Here is a 22467-nt window from a genome sequence, read left to right as displayed (position 1 = left end):
ATTCGCGGCAGAAAATATTAACAACATACTCAACAATCTGTTTGAAATTTCAAGAAAAGCGATTTTTCTTTATTTTGCTGTTTGCAACCATTAAAAAGAAAAATCGTAAATTGCCGCCGAAATTTGTTCTGTAAAAACAATTAATAAAATGAAAAAGACAATCCTGCTATTAAGTATATCAATAGTACTGATTGCATTTGTTACCAGCCGGGGCGAGAGAGATGCGGCATTCAGTGCTGACAAATACGGCCCTTCGGGAAATGAGAATAACAGTAAAGGTTTTAAAAAGATTAAAATCGGCTCTCAGACATGGATTCTGTCCAATCTGAATGTTTTCACCTTTAAAAATGGTGATTCCATACCTGAAGCACAAACCGCAGAAGCATGGGAAAAAGCAGGTAAAGAAGGTAAACCTGCATGGTGTTATTATGATAATGACCCCGCCAACGGTGAAAAAACAGGTAAGCTCTATAATTGGTTTGCAGTTACCGACCCTCGTGGTCTTGCCCCCAAAGGCTGGCATGTTCCCAGCGATAAAGACTGGACCGTTCTGGAAGAAAACCTCGGCGAGTTTGGCGGCACTAAAATGAAAAGTACCACAGGCTGGAAAAACAACGGTAACGGAACAAATGCAAGTGGCTTTAACGGAATGCCGGGCGGTGCCCGCAATAACCGCGGTTCATTCTACAGTCTGGGCAGTTTTGGATATTGGTGGACAGCAACCGAGCTCTATTCCAGCATTGCATGGACACGCTATCTTTCCACAAACTATGGCAATGTTTACAGAAATTTTGACCAGAAAGGATTTGGATTTTCCGTACGTCTCATCAAAAATTAAACAGGTTTTCTCATACTCCATAATTTCGAAAAAATGAAGAAATACGCATTGTTTTTTCTGCTTTTTGTATTGCTACAAAGTCAGGCTTTTTCGCAATTTTCAATTGGACACAGATCACTGACATGGCAGGATCCGGCACGCTCCAACCGCGATGTTCCGGCAGAAGTATATTACCCGGCAACAACTGCCGGTGAAAATACGAGTGTTATGTCGGGAACCTTTCCCGTTATTGTTTTCGGACATGGTTTTATGATGAGTTATAGCGCCTATGCTTTCTGGAAAGATAATCTGGTGCCCATCGGATACATCATGGTTTTCCCGACAAACGAAGGAGGTATGTCGCCCGACCATGGCGCCTACGGAGCTGATCTGGCATTTATTCTGAACAGCATGAAGTCTGAAGGCAATAACAACGCCTCCCCTTTCTACCAAAAAATTGCAGCAACATCAGCCATAGCCGGGCATTCAATGGGCGGTGGTGCTTCATTTCTGGCATGTTCCAATAACAGCGTTCCTACCTGCATGTTCAACTTTGCAGCAGCAGAAACTACGCCTTCAGCAATAACAGCGGCGGCTGCTATTTCAATTCCGTCGCTCGTGATTTCCGGTGCCGACGATTGTGTGGCAGTGCCTGCAGACAATCAATTGCCGATGTTCAACGCACTGGCATCGACCTGTAAAAGTTACATCAGCATTAATAACGGCGCACACTGCTATTTCGCTGATTATAATTTCACCTGCACGGTGGGCGAATCAACCTGCAACCCCGTCCCATCCATTAACCGGGCAGATCAGCTCGATGCTACACTTGATGTCACCGTCCTTTTCCTTGACTATTTTTTGAAAAATCAGACAAGTTCCTGGAGCGCCTTCACCGATTCAGTATCAACATCGCAACGCCTTACAGGAACGATTGATTGTTCTTCAGCTATTGTTGACCGGGGCATTTCAGATGGTATGAGTATCTATCCAAATCCGGCAACAGACCGCATAAATATTACAACAAATCTTCAGGCCGTCACTGCCATTAAGATAATGAACACCACGGGTGCAATTTTTTATGAATCGGATGCCGGCTCAAATTTGTCAAATTCAAATATCGGTATTGACTGCTCACAATGGCCACGTGGCATTTACCTTCTTAAATGCACCCATGCAGGCATTTCGGGATTCCAAAAAATTGTAGTGGAATAATTCCCCGAAATATTTGAGTCCCCGAATCAGGTAATACTCTTTCCTGACAGGGCGTTGCTTACAGCACTTCACGCAGTATTTTAATGCATTTTGCCTAAAATATTCATGATTGTATTACCTTTGTACCGATATGCATTCATTTGCATATCGAATGTTTTTTCGTAAGAAATTGATTGCAGCGAATAGATTTTCGGCAGAATTCCGGAATTGTGAACTGAGTACAATATTGAAATTTAAACCTGATTATGAATATTAATAATAAATCGTAACTCAAAACTGACTATAACATGAATAACGCGATTTTTAATTTTGAAGATCCAAAAAACGAAGCTGTTAACAGTTACAGTCCTCAGAGCTGTGAGCGCCCGGCTCTTATCAGAGAACTGGAATCTCAGGCAAAAGAGCAGATTGAAATACCGTTGATTATCGGAGGTAAGGAAATCCGTACCGGAAAAATGGGCAAGGTAGTCATGCCTCATGACCACGGGCATATTTTAGCCTCCTATCATATGGCCACTGAAAAAGAAGTCAGAATGGCTATTGACGCGGCCATGAAGGCAATGAAAGAATGGTCGAACCTGTCATGGGTTGTTCGTGCGTCCATTATGGTGAAGGCGGCAGAACTAATGTCAACACGCTACAGGTATCAGCTGAATGCCGCCACCATGCTCGGGCAGAGTAAGAATGCGTATCAGGCAGAAATTGATGCTGCCTGCGAAACCATCGATTTTTTGCGGTATAACGCATTTTTTGCATCAAAGATTTATTCCGACCAGCCCAAATCAGGGTTCAATCAGATGAACAGGATGGAATACCGTTCTCTCGAAGGTTTTGTGTTCACCGTAAGTCCTTTCAACTTCACCGCTATTGCCTCGAATCTGAATATGGCACCTGTACTAATGGGAAATACAACCGTTTGGAAGCCTGCAACCACCTCCATTCTCTCCAATTATCATTTGATGAAAATCTTTGAAGAGGCCGGTCTGCCCGATGGAGTGGTCAATTTTATTCCCGGCAGTGGCTCGCTCATTGGCGGAATCGCTCTTCAGGATAAAAATCTGGGCGGGATTCATTTTACGGGTTCAAATGCAACGTTCAATTCACTATGGCGCGGCGTAAGTGAAAATCTTCCCAATTATAAATCCTACCCCAGAATCGTTGGCGAAACCGGAGGAAAAGACTTTATTTTCGTGCATCCATCGGCCAAACCACTGGAAGTGGCAGTTGGCATAATAAGAGGTGCTTTCGAATATCAGGGTCAAAAATGTTCGGCTGCCTCGCGGGGCTATGTGCCAAAATCACTCTGGTATGAAATAAAAAAACTGCTGATTGAGATGACATCCGAAATTAAAGTCGGCGATGTGCGTGATTTTTCGAATTTCATGAACGCGGTGATAGATGAAGGCGCCTTCGACACCATTATGGATTATATCAATGAGGCGAAAAAATCGACTGTAGCTACTGTTATTGCAGGCGGACAGGGTGACAAAACAAAAGGCTTTTTTATAGAGCCAACCATCATTGAAACAACAGATCCTTTTTACAGAACCATGCAGGAAGAAATATTCGGACCTGTAATGACCATTTATGTTTATGACGATATTGACCTTGATAATGCGCTTGAACTCTGTGATGCAACATCGCCTTATGGTCTCACAGGAGCTATATTCTCAACCGACCGCGTAGCGGCATCGCATGCGTGCGACAAACTCCGGTATGCTGCCGGAAATTTCTATATCAATGACAAACCGACAGGCGCCATGGTAGGATTCCAGCCATTTGGCGGCGCCAGAGGCTCGGGAACCAATGACAAAGCCGGAGGTGAACTAAACCTGTTGCGCTGGACCAGTCCTCGCACTATTAAAGAAACCTTTGCACCGGCAACAGATTTCAAATACCCGTTCATGCTTGACAAATAATACTAAAAATACTACCAATAATGGATAAAGGAAAAATAAAACAGGTTCTTGATAAATTTAATATCAAAGCAGTGAATGACGGTGTTTGCACAGGAACCGTATGGTACAAAACAACCGGCGATGTTACGGCCTCCGTTTCACCCATTGATGGAAATGAAATTGCCCGTGTAAAAAATGCCACACTGAAAGATTACGAAAATGTAATGAAGACCGCTGAAGACGCCTTCAAAATCTGGAGAGAAATCCCGGCTCCGAAGCGCGGTGAGGTGGTAAGGCAGATTGGCCTGGCATTGCGTGAAGCAAAAGAAGATCTGGGATTTTTAGTTTCACTTGAAATGGGCAAGATATATCAGGAAGGTCTGGGCGAAGTTCAGGAAATGATTGATATATGCGACTTTGCAGTAGGTCAGTCACGATTGCTGAATGGCTTCACCATGCACTCTGAACGCCGCGATCACCGCATGTACGACCAATACCACCCACTCGGCGTTATCGGATTAATCACATCGTTTAATTTCCCCGTAGCGGTATGGGCATGGAATTCAATGCTGGCAGCCGTTTGCGGCGATGTTGTGATATGGAAACCCAGTTCAAAAACACCTTTGTGTGCTATTGCCACTCAACATATTATTGCCGGAGTGCTGAAAGAGAACAAACTTCCGGAAGGAATCTTTAATATGGTCATTGCTAAATCATCGGTGCTGGGAGATAATTTTGTGGCTGATAAACGAATCCCGCTCTTCTCAATTACAGGCTCAACAAGAGTCGGCAAAAGAGCCGGTGCAATCATTGGTGAACGATTGGGTAAATCTATTCTTGAACTGGGTGGTAACAATGCCGTTATTGTTTCTGACAGCGCCGATCTGAATATGGCGATTGCGTCAACCATGTTCGGAGCTGTTGGTACCTGCGGACAAAGGTGTACTTCAACTCGAAGAATTATCGTACATAAAAAAGTTTACAACGAGGTAAAATACAACCTTATCAATGCCTACGAGCAGGTAAAAGAAAAAATCGGAAATCCGCTGGATGAGAATACGCTGGTAGGCCCGCTGATTGATAAAGCGGCTGTTGACGCATTCCTGAATGCCATTGAACGCGTCAAAAAAGAAGGCGGAAAAGTACTCTTCGGCGGTTATGTGGCCGAAGGAGAACAATACGCTTCGGGCAATTATGTAGTGCCTGCCATTGTTGAAGCAGAGAATCATTATTCAATTGTTCAGGAAGAAACCTTTGCGCCTATTTTATATCTGATAAAATATAAAACCATTGATGACGCAATCGCTTTAAACAACGACGTTCCACAGGGATTATCTTCATCAATATTCACGCTAAATATGCGGGAAGCAGAGAAATTCCTTTCCGATTCGGGCTCCGATTGCGGATTAGCCAATGTAAACAGTGGTACATCCGGTGCAGAAATCGGTGGAGCATTCGGAGGCGAAAAAGAAACCGGCAGCGGACGTGAATCAGGCTCCGATTCGTGGAAACAATACATGCGCAGGCAGACGAACACTATTAATTATAGTAACGAACTGCCTTTAGCGCAAGGTATTAAATTTGAATTTTAGCGATTTATCAACTCATCCAGTTGACCTTCGCTTCGGGGTTCCATTTGGTGGTGATTTTTTTGGATTTTGTCCAGAAGCCAATGGAACTTGCGCCTGTAATGTCGCCAACTCCGAATTTGGAATCTTTCCATCCGCCAAAACCGAATGGTTCGCGTGGTACGGGAACGCCCACATTCACGCCAATCATTCCGGCCTGTATTTTCTGTGCGAATACCTGAGCTGATTTACCACTTTGGGTAAATATGGATCCGCCATTACCATAGGGTGATGAGTTTGCAACTTCCAGAGCTTCTTCCAAGGTATTAACTCTAACGATGGTCAGCACAGGACCGAAGTTCTCTTCAACGGCGATTTCCATACCGGGTTTTGCATGGTCAATGATGGTAGGACCAACATAATTACCCTTTTCTTTGCCTGCAACAACCACATTGCGTCCGTCGAGTATCACTTTAGCACCGTCTTTTTCGGCACGGTTAATAAAGCCAACAATTGAATTCATGGAATCACGGGTAACGATGGCACCCATTTCAAACCCGCAACGTACTTTAGATGCCAGTTCAACCACCCTGTTTATAGTTGCATCACAATCGCCGACGGCTACAATAACACAAGCCGACATACAGCGTTGTCCGGCAGTTCCGGTAAAGGACGCTACAATATTTGATGCAGCCATTTCAACGTGTGCATCGGGTAATAAAATCAGATGATTATTCGCGCTTCCTAAGGTCAGCGCTCTTTTGAAATTAGAAGAAGCTTTTGCATACAGCAGTTTTGCAACCGGGGTTGAACCGATAAAAGTCAGCGCCTGAATGCCGGGATGCTCACAGATGGCTTCCACAATCTCTTTACCACCATTTACAATATTCATAACACCTTCGGGAAGACCGGCATCAGCAAGAAGTTCAGCAATGCGCAATGACGTAAGCGGAGCATAACGCGAAGGCTTAATAATCATTGTATTTCCCAGCGCAATGGCATTTGGAAACGACCAGTGAGGTACCATATGCGGGAAATTGAATGCAGTGATACTTGCAACAACTCCGAGGGGAACATATTCAGTGCGGCATTCAACACCAGTAGTAACGGTAAGACTTGGAGCACATGCCACCTGAGGCATTGAACACGCAAACTCGAGCAGTTCTATACTTTTATTTACTTCCTGTTTACCTTCATCAAAAGTTTTGCCTATCTCCTGACTGATAATAGAAGCATGATCGTCAAGATATTTCTCAAGCAAGGTCCGGTATCTATACAAAATCTGTACACGGTCTTTAATTGTTTTCTCAGACCAATCGGTAAACGCAAGCTCAGACGATTTAACAGCGGCATCAAGATCGCTTTTATCTGAAAGCGTTACTTTGGTCAGTAAACTTCCGTCGATAGGCGAAATCACATCATCAAATCTGCCTGCTGCTGCAGGAACCAATTTTCCACCTATATAATTCAATGCTTCCGGGTATTTCATTTTTCTATTTTTTAAGTCAGATTATTTTATGAGAATTATCGATTGCAAAAGTAATGGTTTTATCTGGTTGACAAATTCTTCAATATGTTTTTTTTGAAATTTTTAAAATTGAATATTCCGGGAAGATGTTTGAGAAAAATGACGCATGAAACAGTGACGTGCTGATGGCAGGTTTAAATTCAGTAACTGAAAAGGAGAAGGTAAATTGAATGTTGCTTTATTAAACATGGCAGAAGTTGCAAAAGATTCGCAGCCACAGCAATAGTTGCTGCGCAAATAATCGCTGATAAAACACCTGAAATAATGAAATCCTTAAGCGGTTTATAACATAACAGACAATTTATATTTGGCGGAATGTACTCCATATTTTATAGATTCCGCCAAATATAAATTATAAGACCTCATCATTAAATAAAACATCCATGGTAAGATTATTATCGATTAAACCCGTACTATGGCTATTTTGCTTAATCCCGAATGAACTTACGAATGTCAACAAAACATTTTTCCTGGTTTTTGAATGAACGCGAAACGCATTCATTCGATTTCGCAGTTTAGCCGCATATGATTTGTCGATAGTAAAAATTCCAGAATAGAATTTCATTTCACAAATATTGATTACAGCATCCTGTCTGTCAATTAATAGATCAATCTGAAGTCCTTCCTTGTCTTTATCACCTTTAAACAAATAACCGGATTCCTCAGTATAAACACCGCTTATACCAAGAGCTTGTTTAATATTAACCGTGTGTTTCAAACAAATACTCTCAAAAGCAAATCCACTCCAACTTTTCCATGACGGAGATCTGCTCAACTTTAGCCAGACATTTGCAGCAGCCTTGTGTTGTTTCTCAATAAACCTCAAATAAAAAAGCGAATATTCATCCGTTAAGCGGTAAAAAGAGTTCTTTTTAATTTTCCCAAATGGTGAGAACGCCGTGATAAACCCGGACGAAATCAACTCGGTAAGCACCCGAGAAAGTCCGCCGCCATCAGGTAAACGGCCAATTGCAACAATCTCCTTACGTGTCAGCCCTTTCCATTTTGAGGCCAGCGCTTTGATAACCTTGATATGAATTTCTGCATGCTCAAATAAAGCAGGATAAAGTTTGCCAAACTCACTGCGCAAAAGTCCATCTTTTCGAAAACATATATAATCAATATTTTGCGCAGCACTCAATCCAGGCTTAATTTCTTTCAGGTAATGAGGTATGCCCCCCATTGCCATATACAACTGAATAATTTGATAATGATCTAAGCGTACACCTCTGCTATGCAGGTAGCTTTTGGTTTCACTAAGTGTGAAAGGCGCCAAATTAATCAACTTTGTAATCCTGTTATGTAAGCCACCTTTATGATGAACTATTTTATCAATCATCCAAGAAGCCGCGGAGCCGCAAATAGTAATGATAATATTTTTTTTACATGCCCATGTATTCCAGAAATGATCAAGTGCCGGCAAAAAACCCGACTTTCGAGAAGCCAACCACGGTAGCTCATCAAAAAACAGCACTAACTTCTTTTTGCTTTTTACATTCTCCAATACTGATGACAGCTGTCTGAAAGCCACACTCCAATTCTCCGGAACGGGATATTGCTTGCCCGGTTTAGTCAACCGCGATAATTGGTATGCAAAATCCTGTAGCTGTACTGTTAATGGTGCGTTTTGAATTCCCGTAATTTCAAAATTCAGAAAATCATGGTATACCGTTCTAACCAAAAATGTTTTTCCGACCCTTCGCCGTCCAATTACAGCCAGCATTTCAGCCCCTTTTGAATTCAGAAGGCCCGTCATGACTTCAGATTCTGAATGACGTCCAATCAAATTATTCTTCATAAAAACAATTTTATATTTGGCGGAATCTATGCAAATATAATAAGTTTTCGCCAAATATAAATTTCACAGCGCAAAATAATTCCACAATTAACACACGGATCAGTTGTGCAGCCACACAAAAATATAAACCGTGTTAACATCAAAAAATAATTAAGCGTATCTTTATTCCCTGAAATAATGCTGACCGTTTTATGCAACATTTACCCGCACTGATTATTGATTTGGCGCTTATACTGGGTGCGGCAGCTGTTGTTACCCTTCTGTTTAAACGGCTTAAACAACCTGTTGTTTTGGGCTATATAATTGCAGGGTTGCTCGTTGGTCCAAACCTAAAATTCTTCCCCAATGTTATAGAAACTGAAAGCATCCGCACATGGGCAGATATAGGCGTGTTGTTTCTGTTATTCGGACTCGGGCTTGAATTCAGTTTCAAAAAATTATTGAAAGTGGGCGGTGTAGCCGTAATTACAGCAGTTACTGAAGTTACACTTACCATGCTGTTAGGGTATGGCGTTGGAAAACTGCTCGGATGGAACGGAACCGACAGCCTCTTTTTAGGCGGCATTCTGGCAATTGCTTCTACAACCATTATTATTCGTGCATTTGATGAACTGGGTGTGAAGAATCAAAAATTCGCAGGCATTGTAACCGGAGTGCTGGTCATTGAAGATCTTGCCGCAGTGTTGCTTCTGATATTGCTTTCGACAGTTGCGGTGAGCAAAACTTTTGCCGGTGGCGAAATGCTGATGTCTGTTCTTAAACTCGCGTTTTTCTTAGTACTCTGGTTTGTATCAGGCATATTTTTTCTACCAACATTTTTTCAAAAAATACGCAGGCTGATTAATGAAGAAACCCTGCTCATTATTTCTCTGGCACTTTGCTTTTTAATGGCGGTACTGGCAAACTATGTAGGATTTTCGCCTGCGCTGGGGGCATTTATCATGGGTTCTATACTTGCTGAAACAACAAAGGCGGAAAAGATAGAACACATCACTAAATCTGTAAAGAATTTGTTTGGTGCCATATTTTTCGTTTCCGTCGGAATGTTGATTGACCCGAAAATGATTATGGCTCATGCGATTCCGATTATGGCCGCAAGCCTGGTATTATTATTCGGAAAACCATTTTTTGTTGCAATTGGAGCTATCACTTCGGGACAGCCTCTTAAAATAGCCGTTCAATCGGGGATGAGCCTTTCACAAATCGGTGAGTTCTCATTTATTATTGCCACACTTGGGCTTACGCTGAAAGTAACAAGCGATTTCCTCTACCCTGTTGCAGTGGCAGTTTCAGTAATAACAACATTTTTCACACCCTATATGATACGCTTTTCGGAACCTGTATATAAACTTACGGAATACCTGCTACCGAAAAAATGGACGAATGCCATTGCAAATTACAGCATAGGAACTCAAAATGTTTCGGAGATCAGCGACTGGAAAAAAGTGCTGCGTTCGAATGTTATTAATATCATTATTTTTTCTGTTATAATCATTACAATAATAATGCTCAGCACCCAATATCTGGCGCCATTATTATTCGGATACAAATTAAGCAGGGTAATTACGTCGGCCATTTCGCTCATCATTTTGTCGCCGTTTTTATGGGCACTTGCATTTCGCAGAACCCAACGTCAGGCATATGCGAATGTATGGATGGAAAGCACACAGCGTGGTCCGCTGATGGCTCTGCTTACAGGAAGGATTTTATTAGCGGTTTTTTATATCGGTTTTTTATTCGACCGTTTATTTTCGCCCTGGATTGCGCTTGCCGGCGCCGTTGTTTCAATTATAATACTGGCTGTTTTTATTAAAAAAATAAAAGCATTTTATCGTAAAATTGAAATGCGGTTTTTAATCAACTTCAACGAGCGTGAATCCAAAACATCAAATCAAAATGCGATTCTTACACCCTGGGATACGCATATCACCACCTTTGAACTCAACGCTCAGTCACCGCTGGTTGGCAGCACCCTGTCCGAGTCAAAAATACGAGAACGTTTTGGCGTAAACATAGTAGTAATTGAGCGCGATGATTTTGTAATAAATGTTCCGGGCCGCGATACACATCTTTATCCCCACGACACTCTTTCAGTAATAGGAACCGACGAGCAGATCAGTAATTTTGAGACCTTTCTCGAATCAAATACACAACAACCAAAGTCCGACAATCAGAAAACGCAGGTGTCGCTTCATCATTTTACGCTGAGCAAAAAATCGCCACTACTCGGACAAACAATCAGCAGCTCAAGAATACGGGAGCGTACACAGGGGCTAATTATTGGAATTGAAAGAAACGGGAAGCGCATTCTGAATCCCGAATCAGACCTTGTGTTTAACGCTTATGATAAAATCTGGATTGCGGGAAATGAAAAACGGATTCAGCTTTCGGTCAAGGAGTTCAGCGGATGTGAAGTGATTTGATGTATTGTCTATTGTGATGACAGCAAATTTCATGCATAAAGGACCGTCAATGCTAACAGATACTTTTTATACATTATCTGATTCTGTACCCAACAGACCATTCTACAAAATCGGAAACATGAAAATGATAATCACGCAGTGTTATCCCGACAAAAATATGATTGGTAAGATGGTATTTCAGTCCAATTCGTTGATGGAAAACAGGAGATTGATTCATCATTTTTTTTCTGTAAAGATAAAATGCCGGCTGCAGAATAATTGACACCCGACCGGCCACCAATTCATAGGATGGGTAAATACTGAGCTGAAGGTTATCGCCCAGAGGACCCTTAACTTTTTTTATCTCATTATTATCAACTGCCACCTGAGCATTCACAGAACCATCGTATGAAAAGGTCATACCCAGACCGAATTTTGATTTGTAACTAATCTGGCGGTTATATAATGCCGATAATCCGAAAACAGGAAAGAAAACGCCTTCATACTTTTCAAGAATTCCAGTGCTTACAGAATCATAAACTACATTCTTGGCTCCTCCGAAAACAGATAACAGCCATTCGTTATTTGCATGGTAGTGAGGTACTGCCTGCTTTATAAACGCCGGAGCTTCAAAAAAGTTATATTTAATACCAACTCTGGGGGCTATCGTATTTATGCCGAAATTTGGTTTCTTCAGCGCACCGTTTGAAAAATGGGTAACGCTGAAACCAATTGAAACAGCCAATTTTTTCAGCAGGCGCTGCTCAAAATTCAGCCCGGCATCAATTAAAAAAGATTGTCCAGCTCCAATGGCAGTATTATATTGATTCGTCAGCGGGTTAAAACACTTCCAATTAAATGTAGCTCCAAATCCGATTTCAAAATTAAACGCTGAAGTTCTCCACCTTTTAAAAGGTGAATTTAAAAAGCCATAAACAGCAATAGGGTAACCGACGTCTCGCGGATGATAAAAATCGGCCAAATAGGCTCCAAATCCCCAGTTCGGATATTGATACAATTGCTCCCACAACTTTTTTCCGACAGTTTGTTTACTGAATTTTACTGAGACGGTCTGAAAAGCTTTGATTTTTTGGGATTCAATATTCTTACCTTTTAAAAAGGCGTTTGTGCCAAACACATAACCATGCTGATATGTCAGCTGAACTGAAAAATGCTGCCGGTCCTGTGTCCGGCTGACCGGGACGGAATCATTTTGAGAAAAACAAAAAAGAGAATCGAAAAGAAATAATAGTGTGAGAATTTTTTTCACAATATTTTTTTAATTTTTACAGACTATTTACTTCCGGAAAAGCCTCATAAAAAGCCCTGTCAATTTGGACTTTCTAAATTAAAGTGTTACCCGCAACGAAGTTACCAATAATTCGGAAGGTATTGAAAAGAATTCGGAAATATCGCTACAGCACGATACTGAGAACATTTGAAAAATTCAGTTACTGATTTGAATCTGTATGTTTCGCGATGTGATGATTAACTATTGAGTGACATTATTGCTATCAAAATATTGATCTAAAAAAAACATCCCGGCATTTATCTGCCGGGATGTTCAAATCGTGTTTTTGCTCAAACACTATTCCTTAAAATTTTGTCAGTTTGCGAGTCAATTTTTGTCCATTGATAATCAACATGCAATAATACATACCGGCAGGAAGCTCACTCACATCAATACTCAACCGCTGGTTACCGCTGCCCATTTCGGAATCATTCGCCAGGATTACCTGACGGCCAAGCTGATCGAATAAAATTGCTGTAACTTTTGAATTTTCGTTTAGGCTGATATCGAGGTTCGCAGTGTTCACCGCAGGATTAGGTGCAAACTGTGACACTGAAAAACCCTGTTCTTCCAATTCTTTGATACCTACTATTAGGGAGTATTCGGCATCAAACATTGTTACGCCATTTGCAGTGGGATTTGCTGTCCAGGTAAAAGCACACTGAAGAGCAACAGGATTAATTTCAACGCGTGGAAATGGTTTTGTAAGGTCAGATGTATTATCGTTATAATGCGACATCAGGACTCCCCAGGTGCTCGGGTTCGGAAGGTTAAAATTCTTAACCATAAAAGGCAGATACCCGGTTGTTGAATTATAATAGGTAAGCAGGAAGTTGTTGTATCCCGGATCAAAGCTAATATTCCCCATCACTTCATTATCTGATCCGTTCAATGGGAGAATTGAACCCCAGTGATTATCATTCGGCGATGATTTTGTAGCACATCCCAGAACATCGCAGTCTGTAGGTGTGTATTGCCTTTCAAACACAACAACCGAAGTTAAACCGGTTGAATCATTTAAATTTGAAGACTGTTGGCAGGCAATGCTTGGTCGGCGGCACTTGCCAATTACAGAGGGATAGTTTCCTACTGTATCGAGCCTGACAAGCCCCACAAATGTACTCGGATTATCAAATGGCGCGTATGCCGTAAATATTGCGCCAACAGAGTCTGAAAGAGAAGTAAATTGTTCAAATGCCACATAAAATCTTCCCAAAAACCAAGACGAATTTGCGCCGTAGCTCATGTCAACTTTCCCTAACCAGTAGGATGTCGAGTAAACAACGTTGGGCGAATTGAAAGTCGCCCCGGCGTCGCCTGAACCGACAAACATCACAGAATCCTGACTACCGCCTCGCTTCGTGTAGACAAGTCCAACACCGAATGGCTGTGACAAACTATTTACATAACTTGAAGGTAAAAGGTAATCGGATGCGAGAGCCAGATCATAAATTATACTGGGAGAGGAATAGCCGTAAGGTTCGTCAATTTGGATACCTGTAGTAGCATTATATCTATCAACCCAAACCACATAATTTGTTCCAGTGTATAAGATGCCGCCTACAAATAATCTCAGATTATTCGTGTCTGTGCCGCAAACTATTGCATCAACTGCCTTATACAATGAGTTAGCATAAATATTATTACTGATTAAACTCCAATTAGCGCCATTGTCCTTTGATCTCATTATTGTAACTCCGCAACTAGTACCATTTTGGCTTGAAAAAACTGAATATAGCCAACCATTGAAGGCAACTGCCAGCTTAGCATTTTGCTGATTAAACGTTGGATCATTGTGAACAATCACATCGCCGCCCCACTTTAGCGGGACAACGGGAGGCGAGGTTTCTCTTTGTACCTGCCCGAAGAGCATATTTATATTGCAAAAAGCAAGTACAAACAATGCCATGCTGAAAAGGTAAATTCTTTTCTTCATATTGAATTATCTTTAGGGTTAAGAAAGCAAATATAATCAATGACATAGCATTTGTCAATATATTAAGAAACTTTTTTTTTGAATTATTAACAATAATATTGCATATTGAAATCTTATTACTGAGCTAAACTGAGTTATTCCGAATTCAAAATCTGCGAATGTAAGTTTCATATTAATAGTATGACCAGGGCGGGCGAAATGATGCTGCCGGTTCGGTTGAAACAGAAAGAAAATTCCGTAATGAATGCTATTAAAAAATTCTTCAGACTTATTTTTCTTCCCAGTAAAACAGCACCATTAATGACGGTAAGACAACCGTTAGCAGCGGAATAGCAGCGAGAAAACCGCCGATAACAGCCGTTGCAAGTGGTTGATGTAACTGGGAACCTGTTCCGATGCCCAGAGCCAGCGGCATTAAGGCAATAATAGCTCCGAAGGCGGTCATCAGATTCGGGCGTAGACGCAGAGAAACAGCCGTATTAATAGCTGTTTTTATATCCATTTCCTGCCGGCATATCGTAAATTGCCTGAACGTAAAAATAGCATTTTCGCCAACAATGCCCACAATCATAATCAGTCCGGTATAACTGCCGACGTTGAGCGGTGTGCCTGTCAGGAAAAGTGCCAGCACACTGCCTCCGGCGCCAATTACAGAAATAAACAAGATGAGCAGCGATGCTTTTAGGTCCTTGAAAAGAATCAGAATAAGCAAAAAAACCAATGAACTTGCAAGAAAAAGGATTAGCAGCAATTCCTTGAATGATTGCTGTTGTTCAGCATAGGCACCACCATAATCAATGTGATAACCTTTTGGTGTATTAACCTCATGCCTTACCCCGGTTTGAATATCTTTCATTACACCACCCAGGTCACGATTTTCAAGACGCCCGGTAACAGCTACCATTGTCTGAAGATTTTCGCGCTCTATCTCAGCATCACCTTCGTCTATATGAATATCAGCCACAGACGACATTGGTAAAAGTTTTCCTGTTGGAAGAAATATTTTTTGTTCTGACAGCTTGCTGATGGGCATTTTAAATGTTCCGGGGTACAGGAGCCGGATGGCAGTAAGCTGTTCTTTTTCCGGAATGCTGCCACATTCCAAACCTTCGAGCTGTAGTTTCACCTGATTCTGAAAATCGGCAGGCGAAATCTGGTATAGCGCCAGTTTTGACTGATCGGGTTGTACATTAACAGCCGGGCCAACAACAGTTATCCCGTCGAATACATCGGCTGTGCCGGTTGTTGCTTCAACAACCGCTGCTACATGGCCGGCAATTTCTTTTAATTTTTCATGATCATCACCGAATATTTTAATTTCGACAGGTTGTACTGAAGCCATCAGATCGCCAAGCATATCGCCTATCACCTGACCAAAATCCACTCGTAAAGCAGGCTGAGTTTCTTCTATGCGTTGGCGAAGTTCGCTTGTAACTTCATCTGTAGTACGGTTTCGCTTGGTTTTCAATTGAATCAGATAATCACCGGTATTGGGTTCCGTAATAAAAAAGCCCATCTGTGTCCCCGTGCGACGGGAATAACTTTCCACCTCCGGAATGGTGGCAATAATCTTTTCAACATCCTTCAGCATACGGTCGGTTTCTTCCAGCGATGTTCCCGGTGGTGAAACATAATCCAGCACGATGGAGCCTTCATCCATTTCGGGAAGAAAACCTTTTTCAAGCTTCGAAAATATCAGCACAGAGGATGTCATTAACAGCACAATAAAAATGAAACTCCACACCGGATTGCGCGAAAAATAGGATATCCATTTTTTCGGTTGTATTACTACGGGTAACGATTCGGTTATTTTTACCTTATCACGATAAAGGAAAAGATAAAAATACCTCAGACCAATCCAAGTAACAAAAAAGGAACAAACCAAGGTGATAATCATTGTAGTTGTAAGCACCTTGAAATAAGCGCCTGCCACGCCACTCATCAAAAAGAAAGGAATAAAAATTACGATGGTACTGATAGACGAACCAAGCATTGACGGGAATAATTGTTTGACAGATGCTGACACCAGCCAACTGCTTTTTTCTGCAGGATGCAGTTCACGCGTACGATGAAATTGTTCAACAAGCACAATAGCATCATCAATGATTAGTCCGATAGAGGCGGCAATAGCGCCCAGTGTCATGATGTTTATTGTGTAGCCACAGGCGTACAGAACTATTAACGTCAATCCAAGTGTTACCGGAATCGTAAACAAAATGGTCAGACCCGCCTTCACCGAACGCAGGTATAGAAATACGACAAATAATGCAAGTAAAAGTCCTATCCACAGGCTATCCGTAACACTCCGCATGGCCCCTTTTACAAAATCAGCCTGTATATAATATGGTTGTATTACGACACCCTTCGGCAGGATGGTCTTCAGCTCAGTCACTTTATTTTCCAGATCTTCTGATACTTTAAGCAGGTTGGCGTTGGGTTGTTTTACAATTCCTATCAGCAGAGATTCCTTCCCGTCAGCATTGATTTTTACATATTCAGGTCTGACTCCAACACTCACACTTGCAATATCTTTTACTTTGATAATACTATTACCATCGCTTCGCAGTACGCAATTTTCAATATCTTCTTTATTATCAAAAACGGCATCGGTAAGTGCGAGGTACATTCGGTGATAATCACTCACAAAGCCATTAGAAGATATAAAATTCGCACGTCCTATTGCATCCTGCACCATTTGCGGAGTGATAGAAAAGGAGCTCATTTTATTCTGATCGAGCGTTACATAATATTCTTTGTTCTTTCCGCCGAGAATGCGAACTGCCGAAACACCATTCACCTGTGAAAGATACGGCTTGATGATATTGTTTGCAATAAGATTAAGCGCTATCGAGTCTTTTGAATTACTTTCCAACTTGAATCCCATGATGAGCAGAATAGAGGGATTCATCTGCTCAACGGTAAGTTGTGTGCCATCAGGCAGGTCATTTTTAATCTCTGCAATTCTGGACTCCATCAGCTGTTGGCAGAGATTGATGTCGGAGTTCCAGTTGAAGAAGGCGGATATTTCGCAACTACCGCGGCTAGTAATGCTTCGCACGGTTTTTAGGTTCGGAACTTGTTTTATTGCATTCTCAAGTGGTTTGGTAACGGTAATCATCATTTTGTCGGCCGGTTGTAATCCGCAATCGGCAATGATTTTAATTTTCGGAAAGGTAATTTCAGGAAAAAGAGACGTTTGTATTTGCTGATAAACAAAGATGCCTCCAGCTATGATAAGCAGCATGATGACCATCACGGGGACCTTATAATCCGAAAATCCTTTCCCGTCTTTCATTTTATGATGTGTATTTTTGCGGTATCCGGCAATCCATAGCTTCCGGTCACAACGATCCGATCATCGGGAGTGAAAAGAGGAGCAATTATTTCAACACTTTTGTCTGTTTCAATGCCTTTCGATACAGGAATTTTTACAGCAAGGCTGTCGGAGATAAGTTTCATCACCCACCAATTAGTTTGTGCTTCATCACATAATACAGCTTCTTTAGGCACCGTGACTGCGTTGGGTTTCTGGTTCTTTGTGAAATGAACGACCGCAACAAGGTTTTCCGGCAGGTTTAACGTACCGTCAGGATTAAGGATGAATTTTTCTGTCTGCGCAAGCGGTTCAATTGTTGAAAGCTTTGCCCCAACGGTGGCTGTAATCACTTTACCGTCAGGCAATGTAATACTACAATGTTTTCCCGAAGTAACGCAGGCATGCTGATTATAAGGAACCTCAAGGATAAAGACCAGGCTGCTCAACGAAGATATTGTAGACAGCTCCTGCCCTTCCTGCACATAATCGCCCTGCTGAATATTTGAACCGGTAATCTGTCCGTAAGCAGGCGCACAGACTTTAATAATTCCGTTAAAATTGCCGGTACTGTCGCGCTGTTTTCCTTCAAGTGCCAAACCTTCTTTGGTCTGAACATAGAACATGATATCGCCTTTTTTCACGGTACTGCCGAGGTTCACCAGCACTTGCTTTATATATCCGTTTATAGGTGACCTTACACTGCTTTTGTCAAGGAAAGAAGATGTTGCATTGAAGTCAACGGTTTCTTCAAGGGTTTGCTTATTGACATTGGCGACAGTTACAGGAGTGATGGATACTGTTGTACTATCAGCGGCATTGTCAACAGGTGAATTGCATGACGCAATCATCCCAAAGAGAGCGAGAACCAAAAAATACGCCCGAAGCTTATTCATCATACATTTCTCTTTTACAAATAAAAAATCAATTGCCCAGCCAATAACTCAGTTCATTCAATAACAGCAATCGCTGAGTCAATAAAGACGACCTGTTTCGTCTTACTTCAATAAAATTGCGAACAACCGAAATAAAATCAATCATCGAAATGCTGCCTTTATTCATCAGTAACCGATCGGCTGCTATCAGCTCATTGTAAGACCCAATCTGAATTTCCGTCATTGCCATAAGCGAATCACACTGATTTATTTGTTCGCGAATCTGAACCACCTGCATTTGGTATTGTTTGCTGAAAAAATCTTTGTAAGACTTACGGCTGTCTTCAATAAGACCCAACTTCGACAATTCAATATTTTTTTGTTTTCCTGAATTCAGTGGCATCGAAAAATTCAATCCTGCACTCAACCCAAAATTATTATGTATAAATGAAGGATCCGTATTATTGAGTCCGGCATCGGCACACCAGCTGAGTTTTGGGATGTATTTCAGCCGCGTCATCTCGATTTCATTCATGGTTTTCAGGCTGTCAATCCGAAACTGTTCAAAAAACGGCAATTGCTGAGGATTTTCCGGAATAGGATTTATGGTCGGCTCTGCCAACGAATACAGCGTTGTATCTGAAATCCCGCAAATACGATTCAGCTCAAAAAGGCTCTGTCGGTATTCCAGTTTCCGCTGCCTTATATTTATCTGCTGGGTTTGTATCTCTATTTGCATTGACAGATAATCGGTCGTATTATACAAGCCTTGTCCTGCAAGCTGTTTCACAATATTTTGCTGTTCCTTCAGCATTGCAAGAATTTCATCATTATATACAACTTCCACACCTGCCGCCCAGGCCGCAATAAATTGCGTGGTAATTTCTCTTTTCAGTTCCCGGCGTGTGAGTTGGGAATTATTCCGGACTGAACTGCCCTGTAAATGTATGTTTTCGTATTGGTTCTTATTTGTCCTTTTTACAAGAAGTTCCTGCGAAAATCCCACGACTGCAGAAAATGTGTTACCGTTAGTTATTGCTTCATCATAGCCATAGCCATTGATTACCGGCGCTGCAAGCAAAATTCCGTTGGCGCTTATTTGTGGCTTACGCGAAATCCTGACGAGCAGGCTGTCATACAAAAGTGATTTTTGCTGGTTTTGTAAATCTTTTAGCGACGGATTATTTGCGATTCCAACCTGCAGATAGAAATCAAGCGATTGTTTCTTTTCCTGAGCATTTGTCAGGTAAACATTGCTTGCCAAAAGAATTAATATGAGCAAAAGTTTTTTCGCCATAAGGGACGTAAAGATACAAAATTTGAAACCTGCCTTTCAAACATTCTGCGCCTTAGGGCGAACTATTCAGAAGTAGTATAAAAATTTCGACGGTTGGGAGGTACTATTCTTCCTTTTTATAATCAAAAATGTGGGTGAATTCAGGTCGGTGCAACAATGCATTGCTGCTATTTTTGTGGCAACTATTGGAATACAAACAATTGTTGTTTTTTGAAACCTGTGCCGTTTTTTAGCCGATATTCCCCAACAGCCCAGGTATGCAGGTCCATCTATAGCAGAAAAATGTGGTTAATCGTGTGTCACCATCAGTTCCGTTCTGAAGATAAAATGGGTACTTATTTGGATACCCAAAAACAAAAAAGCCCCATCAACCGGGGCTTTCTAGCTTATTCTGTACCCGGAACAGGACTTGAACCTGCACATCCGTAGGATACTAGTCCCTGAAACTAGCGCGTCTACCAATTCCGCCATCCGGGCGTATTAATTAATAATTTGTAATTACTAATTAATAATTTAATCATTTTATCGGTGCCCAGGACAAGACTTGAACTTGCACACCCGATCGGGCACTACCCCCTCAAAGTAGCGTGTCTACCAATTCCACCACCTGGGCTTTAAGCGGCTGCAAAGATAATATTTTTATGTTTGGAAGTACTAATTTTACAAAATCTTTTTATCTGAGGCCTTACTTTCTTCCGGTTAATCGTATTAATGTGTGTATTCGGCCCGATTTTAGCCTGCAAAATATAACAGACTTTTTTGACGTTACTCTAATAAACTCAGCCCATGAAATCCCGAAACCTGCTCCTGTTACTGGCCCTCTGGCCATTTCTTCTTACGGCACAGCGCTCCTACGATCCGGTAAAATACAAGCCGGCCTCCGTCTGCATGAGTTCCGACGAAAAAGAACTCTACGACCTGGTCATGAAATATCGCAAGGAAAAAGGGCTCCCGTCTATACCCGTTTCGCGCTCACTGACCTACGTGGCCCAACTGCATGTCTGGGATCTTGCCACAAATTCGCCGGAGACGGCTACCTGCAACATGCACAGCTGGTCGGCAAAAGGACCGTGGAAACAGGTTTGTTATACCGATGACCATAAAAAAGCGGAACTTATGTGGAGCAAGCCAAAAGAATTGACAAAATATACAGGAAACGGTTATGAAATTGCGTGCATGTCTTCAAACATGAGCCCTTCCGAAGCGCTTAACTGCTGGCATGGCAGCCCTGCCCATAATAATGTCATCCTGAATATCGGTATCTGGTCGCAAAAATGGAATGCTGTAGGTATCGGTATGATGGACAACTACGCCGTGATATGGTTCGGAAATGACCCTGATTCGGAAAATGCCCCCCTTGTGTGTCCATAGTGGTAGAAAACAACACCAACAAACAAATGGGCTTATTTTGTAGGCTTCCAGATTTCCCTTCCTGCCAGGTCGACATAGCCCATAGCGCCATTCTGCCGAACCCTTATAATTCCGTAAGGTGCCATTTCAACACTTTGAAATTCGGGCTGAATGCAGATATTTCCGCGCGAATCGGCCAATCCTTCATGTTTAAGTACGCCCACAACGGCTCTGCCTTCAACAAAATCATGTATGGAATCATAGGAAGGCGGCACAATCCATGCGCCATTATCATCAATAATACCCCACTCGCTACCCTCTTTCACAACGGCAGTTGAACCCGAAAAAGAGCAGGCACCGCTGAACCTCCGTCCAAATAATAACTTCCCGTCGCGGCCAATGAATCCCGAATCATGATAATCATCAACAATAACCGATTTGCCTTCAGAAAAATCCTTCAGCATCCTGAACCGGTTTTTTTCTGAAATTATTACGCCATCAGTATCAATCATAATATTTAGCCCACGCTCCACACCGGCAAAACAAATGCCTTCACTGAAAGAGCTTACAGCACCATACTTAAATTCAATTACCCTATGATTATTACGGTCGATGGCACCCCAGTGACCGCGTTCATTCACAACAGCCCGGTTGCACGAAAAATTACGGACATCATAATACCTGAACGGTATTTCCACGTTCCCCATTGTACTTATAAATCCCCATGAATTGTGCGAACGTGCTGCCATTAATCCGTCACATGGCTTCCGCAAAGCTTCATATTTCAGAGGTGTAAGCTTTTCGCCCGACAATGACATAAGGCCGTACCTATTTTTACGGGCAACCACGACAATGCCCTCAGCAGGATCGAGAACAGTTACACGGTCGAACTTCGGAGGGATTACCCATAGGCCGGAATTGTTTATCACACCGGTACCGTATCGGTCGGAAGCAATGGCATAACCATCGATAAAATCGCGCCCTGTGATGAAAGTGATACCGAATGCATTCTGCCCTTTTGTATCAATATATAGCGCCTTTCCGGCTTTTCTGACGGCAGCCAGACCACCGGAAAAATTGCCGGCCTTGTTATACTGACATGCAATTGCAGTGTCGCCGTCGGTAGTGGAGAATACGCGCAAACTGGTCCCCTAGTTCCGCGTTAAGCTGACCCCCTTT

The 22467-nt window shown here is 42.0% G+C and carries 14 protein-coding genes and 2 tRNA genes; 6 read left to right on the top strand and 10 right to left on the bottom strand.

Going from position 1 to position 22467, the window contains the following annotated elements; translation table 11 throughout:
- Positions 1-148: 148 nt before the first annotated feature.
- The 4 genes from WCM76_11450 to WCM76_11435 all read left to right on the top strand — a co-directional run bounded on the left by WCM76_11450 (position 149) and on the right by WCM76_11435 (position 5522).
- Positions 149-838, top strand: a complete 690-nt coding sequence (locus WCM76_11450) for a fibrobacter succinogenes major paralogous domain-containing protein (protein MEI6766249.1) — start codon at positions 149-151, stop codon at positions 836-838.
- 33 nt (positions 839-871) lie between these two features.
- On the top strand, positions 872-2032 hold the full coding sequence (locus tag WCM76_11445) for a T9SS type A sorting domain-containing protein (GenBank protein ID MEI6766248.1): 1161 nt from the start codon (positions 872-874) through the stop codon (positions 2030-2032).
- Between the two features lie 287 nt (positions 2033-2319).
- Positions 2320-3951, top strand: coding sequence for an L-glutamate gamma-semialdehyde dehydrogenase (gene pruA / locus WCM76_11440; GenBank protein ID MEI6766247.1), 1632 nt, complete (start codon positions 2320-2322; stop codon positions 3949-3951).
- 20 nt (positions 3952-3971) lie between these two features.
- Complete coding sequence (locus WCM76_11435) at positions 3972-5522, top strand: aldehyde dehydrogenase family protein (GenBank protein ID MEI6766246.1); 1551 nt, start codon at positions 3972-3974, stop codon at positions 5520-5522.
- Positions 5523-5529: 7 nt separating this feature from the next.
- Here the strand turns inward: WCM76_11435 and mmsA are convergent, their stop codons facing one another.
- Together mmsA and WCM76_11425 are read right to left on the bottom strand one after the other, a co-directional pair.
- A complete protein-coding gene (gene mmsA, locus WCM76_11430) occupies positions 5530-6987 on the bottom strand; it encodes a CoA-acylating methylmalonate-semialdehyde dehydrogenase (protein MEI6766245.1) in 1458 nt (485 codons plus the stop codon).
- A gap of 391 nt (positions 6988-7378) precedes the next feature.
- On the bottom strand, positions 7379-8824 hold the full coding sequence (locus WCM76_11425) for an ATP-binding protein (GenBank protein ID MEI6766244.1): 1446 nt from the start codon (positions 8822-8824) through the stop codon (positions 7379-7381).
- 191 nt (positions 8825-9015) lie between these two features.
- Between WCM76_11425 and WCM76_11420 the strand changes: the two genes are divergently transcribed.
- Positions 9016-11247, top strand: coding sequence for a cation:proton antiporter (locus tag WCM76_11420; GenBank protein MEI6766243.1), 2232 nt, complete (start codon positions 9016-9018; stop codon positions 11245-11247).
- A gap of 73 nt (positions 11248-11320) precedes the next feature.
- Here WCM76_11420 and WCM76_11415 read toward each other — a convergent pair whose 3' ends face one another.
- The 7 genes from WCM76_11415 to WCM76_11385 form a co-directional block, all read right to left on the bottom strand.
- A complete protein-coding gene (locus tag WCM76_11415) occupies positions 11321-12496 on the bottom strand; it encodes an acyloxyacyl hydrolase (GenBank protein MEI6766242.1) in 1176 nt (391 codons plus the stop codon).
- A 325-nt stretch (positions 12497-12821) separates the two neighbouring features.
- Positions 12822-14453 carry a T9SS type A sorting domain-containing protein gene (locus WCM76_11410; GenBank protein ID MEI6766241.1) on the bottom strand — a complete coding sequence of 544 codons (1632 nt, stop codon included), beginning with the start codon at positions 14451-14453 and terminating at the stop codon, positions 12822-12824.
- A gap of 268 nt (positions 14454-14721) precedes the next feature.
- Positions 14722-17748 carry an efflux RND transporter permease subunit gene (locus WCM76_11405; protein MEI6766240.1) on the bottom strand — a complete coding sequence of 1009 codons (3027 nt, stop codon included), beginning with the start codon at positions 17746-17748 and terminating at the stop codon, positions 14722-14724.
- A complete protein-coding gene (locus WCM76_11400) occupies positions 17745-18665 on the bottom strand; it encodes an efflux RND transporter periplasmic adaptor subunit (protein ID MEI6766239.1) in 921 nt (306 codons plus the stop codon). Before WCM76_11400 ends, WCM76_11405 begins: the two co-directional genes overlap by 4 nt.
- A 25-nt stretch (positions 18666-18690) precedes the next feature.
- Positions 18691-19938, bottom strand: coding sequence for a TolC family protein (locus tag WCM76_11395; protein ID MEI6766238.1), 1248 nt, complete (start codon positions 19936-19938; stop codon positions 18691-18693).
- Between the two features lie 394 nt (positions 19939-20332).
- Positions 20333-20415, bottom strand: a tRNA-Leu gene (locus WCM76_11390).
- A 52-nt stretch (positions 20416-20467) separates the two neighbouring features.
- Positions 20468-20551 (bottom strand) — tRNA-Leu (locus WCM76_11385).
- Positions 20552-20724: 173 nt separating this feature from the next.
- Between WCM76_11385 and WCM76_11380 the strand changes: the two genes are divergently transcribed.
- Positions 20725-21309 (top strand): CAP domain-containing protein, encoded by a 585-nt coding sequence (locus WCM76_11380; protein MEI6766237.1) that lies wholly within the window; start codon positions 20725-20727, stop codon positions 21307-21309.
- 32 nt (positions 21310-21341) lie between these two features.
- On the opposite strand, the gene WCM76_11375 is transcribed toward WCM76_11380, so the two are convergent.
- Positions 21342-22430 (bottom strand): WG repeat-containing protein, encoded by a 1089-nt coding sequence (locus tag WCM76_11375; GenBank protein MEI6766236.1) that lies wholly within the window; start codon positions 22428-22430, stop codon positions 21342-21344.
- Between the last annotated feature and the right edge of the window lie 37 nt (positions 22431-22467).

It is taken from the genome of Bacteroidota bacterium (genome assembly GCA_037133915.1).
Lineage (GTDB): Bacteria > Bacteroidota > Bacteroidia > Bacteroidales > CAIWKO01 > JBAXND01.
Note: the sequence above shows the minus strand (reverse complement) of the source record. Positions and strands in the feature narration are given on the sequence as shown.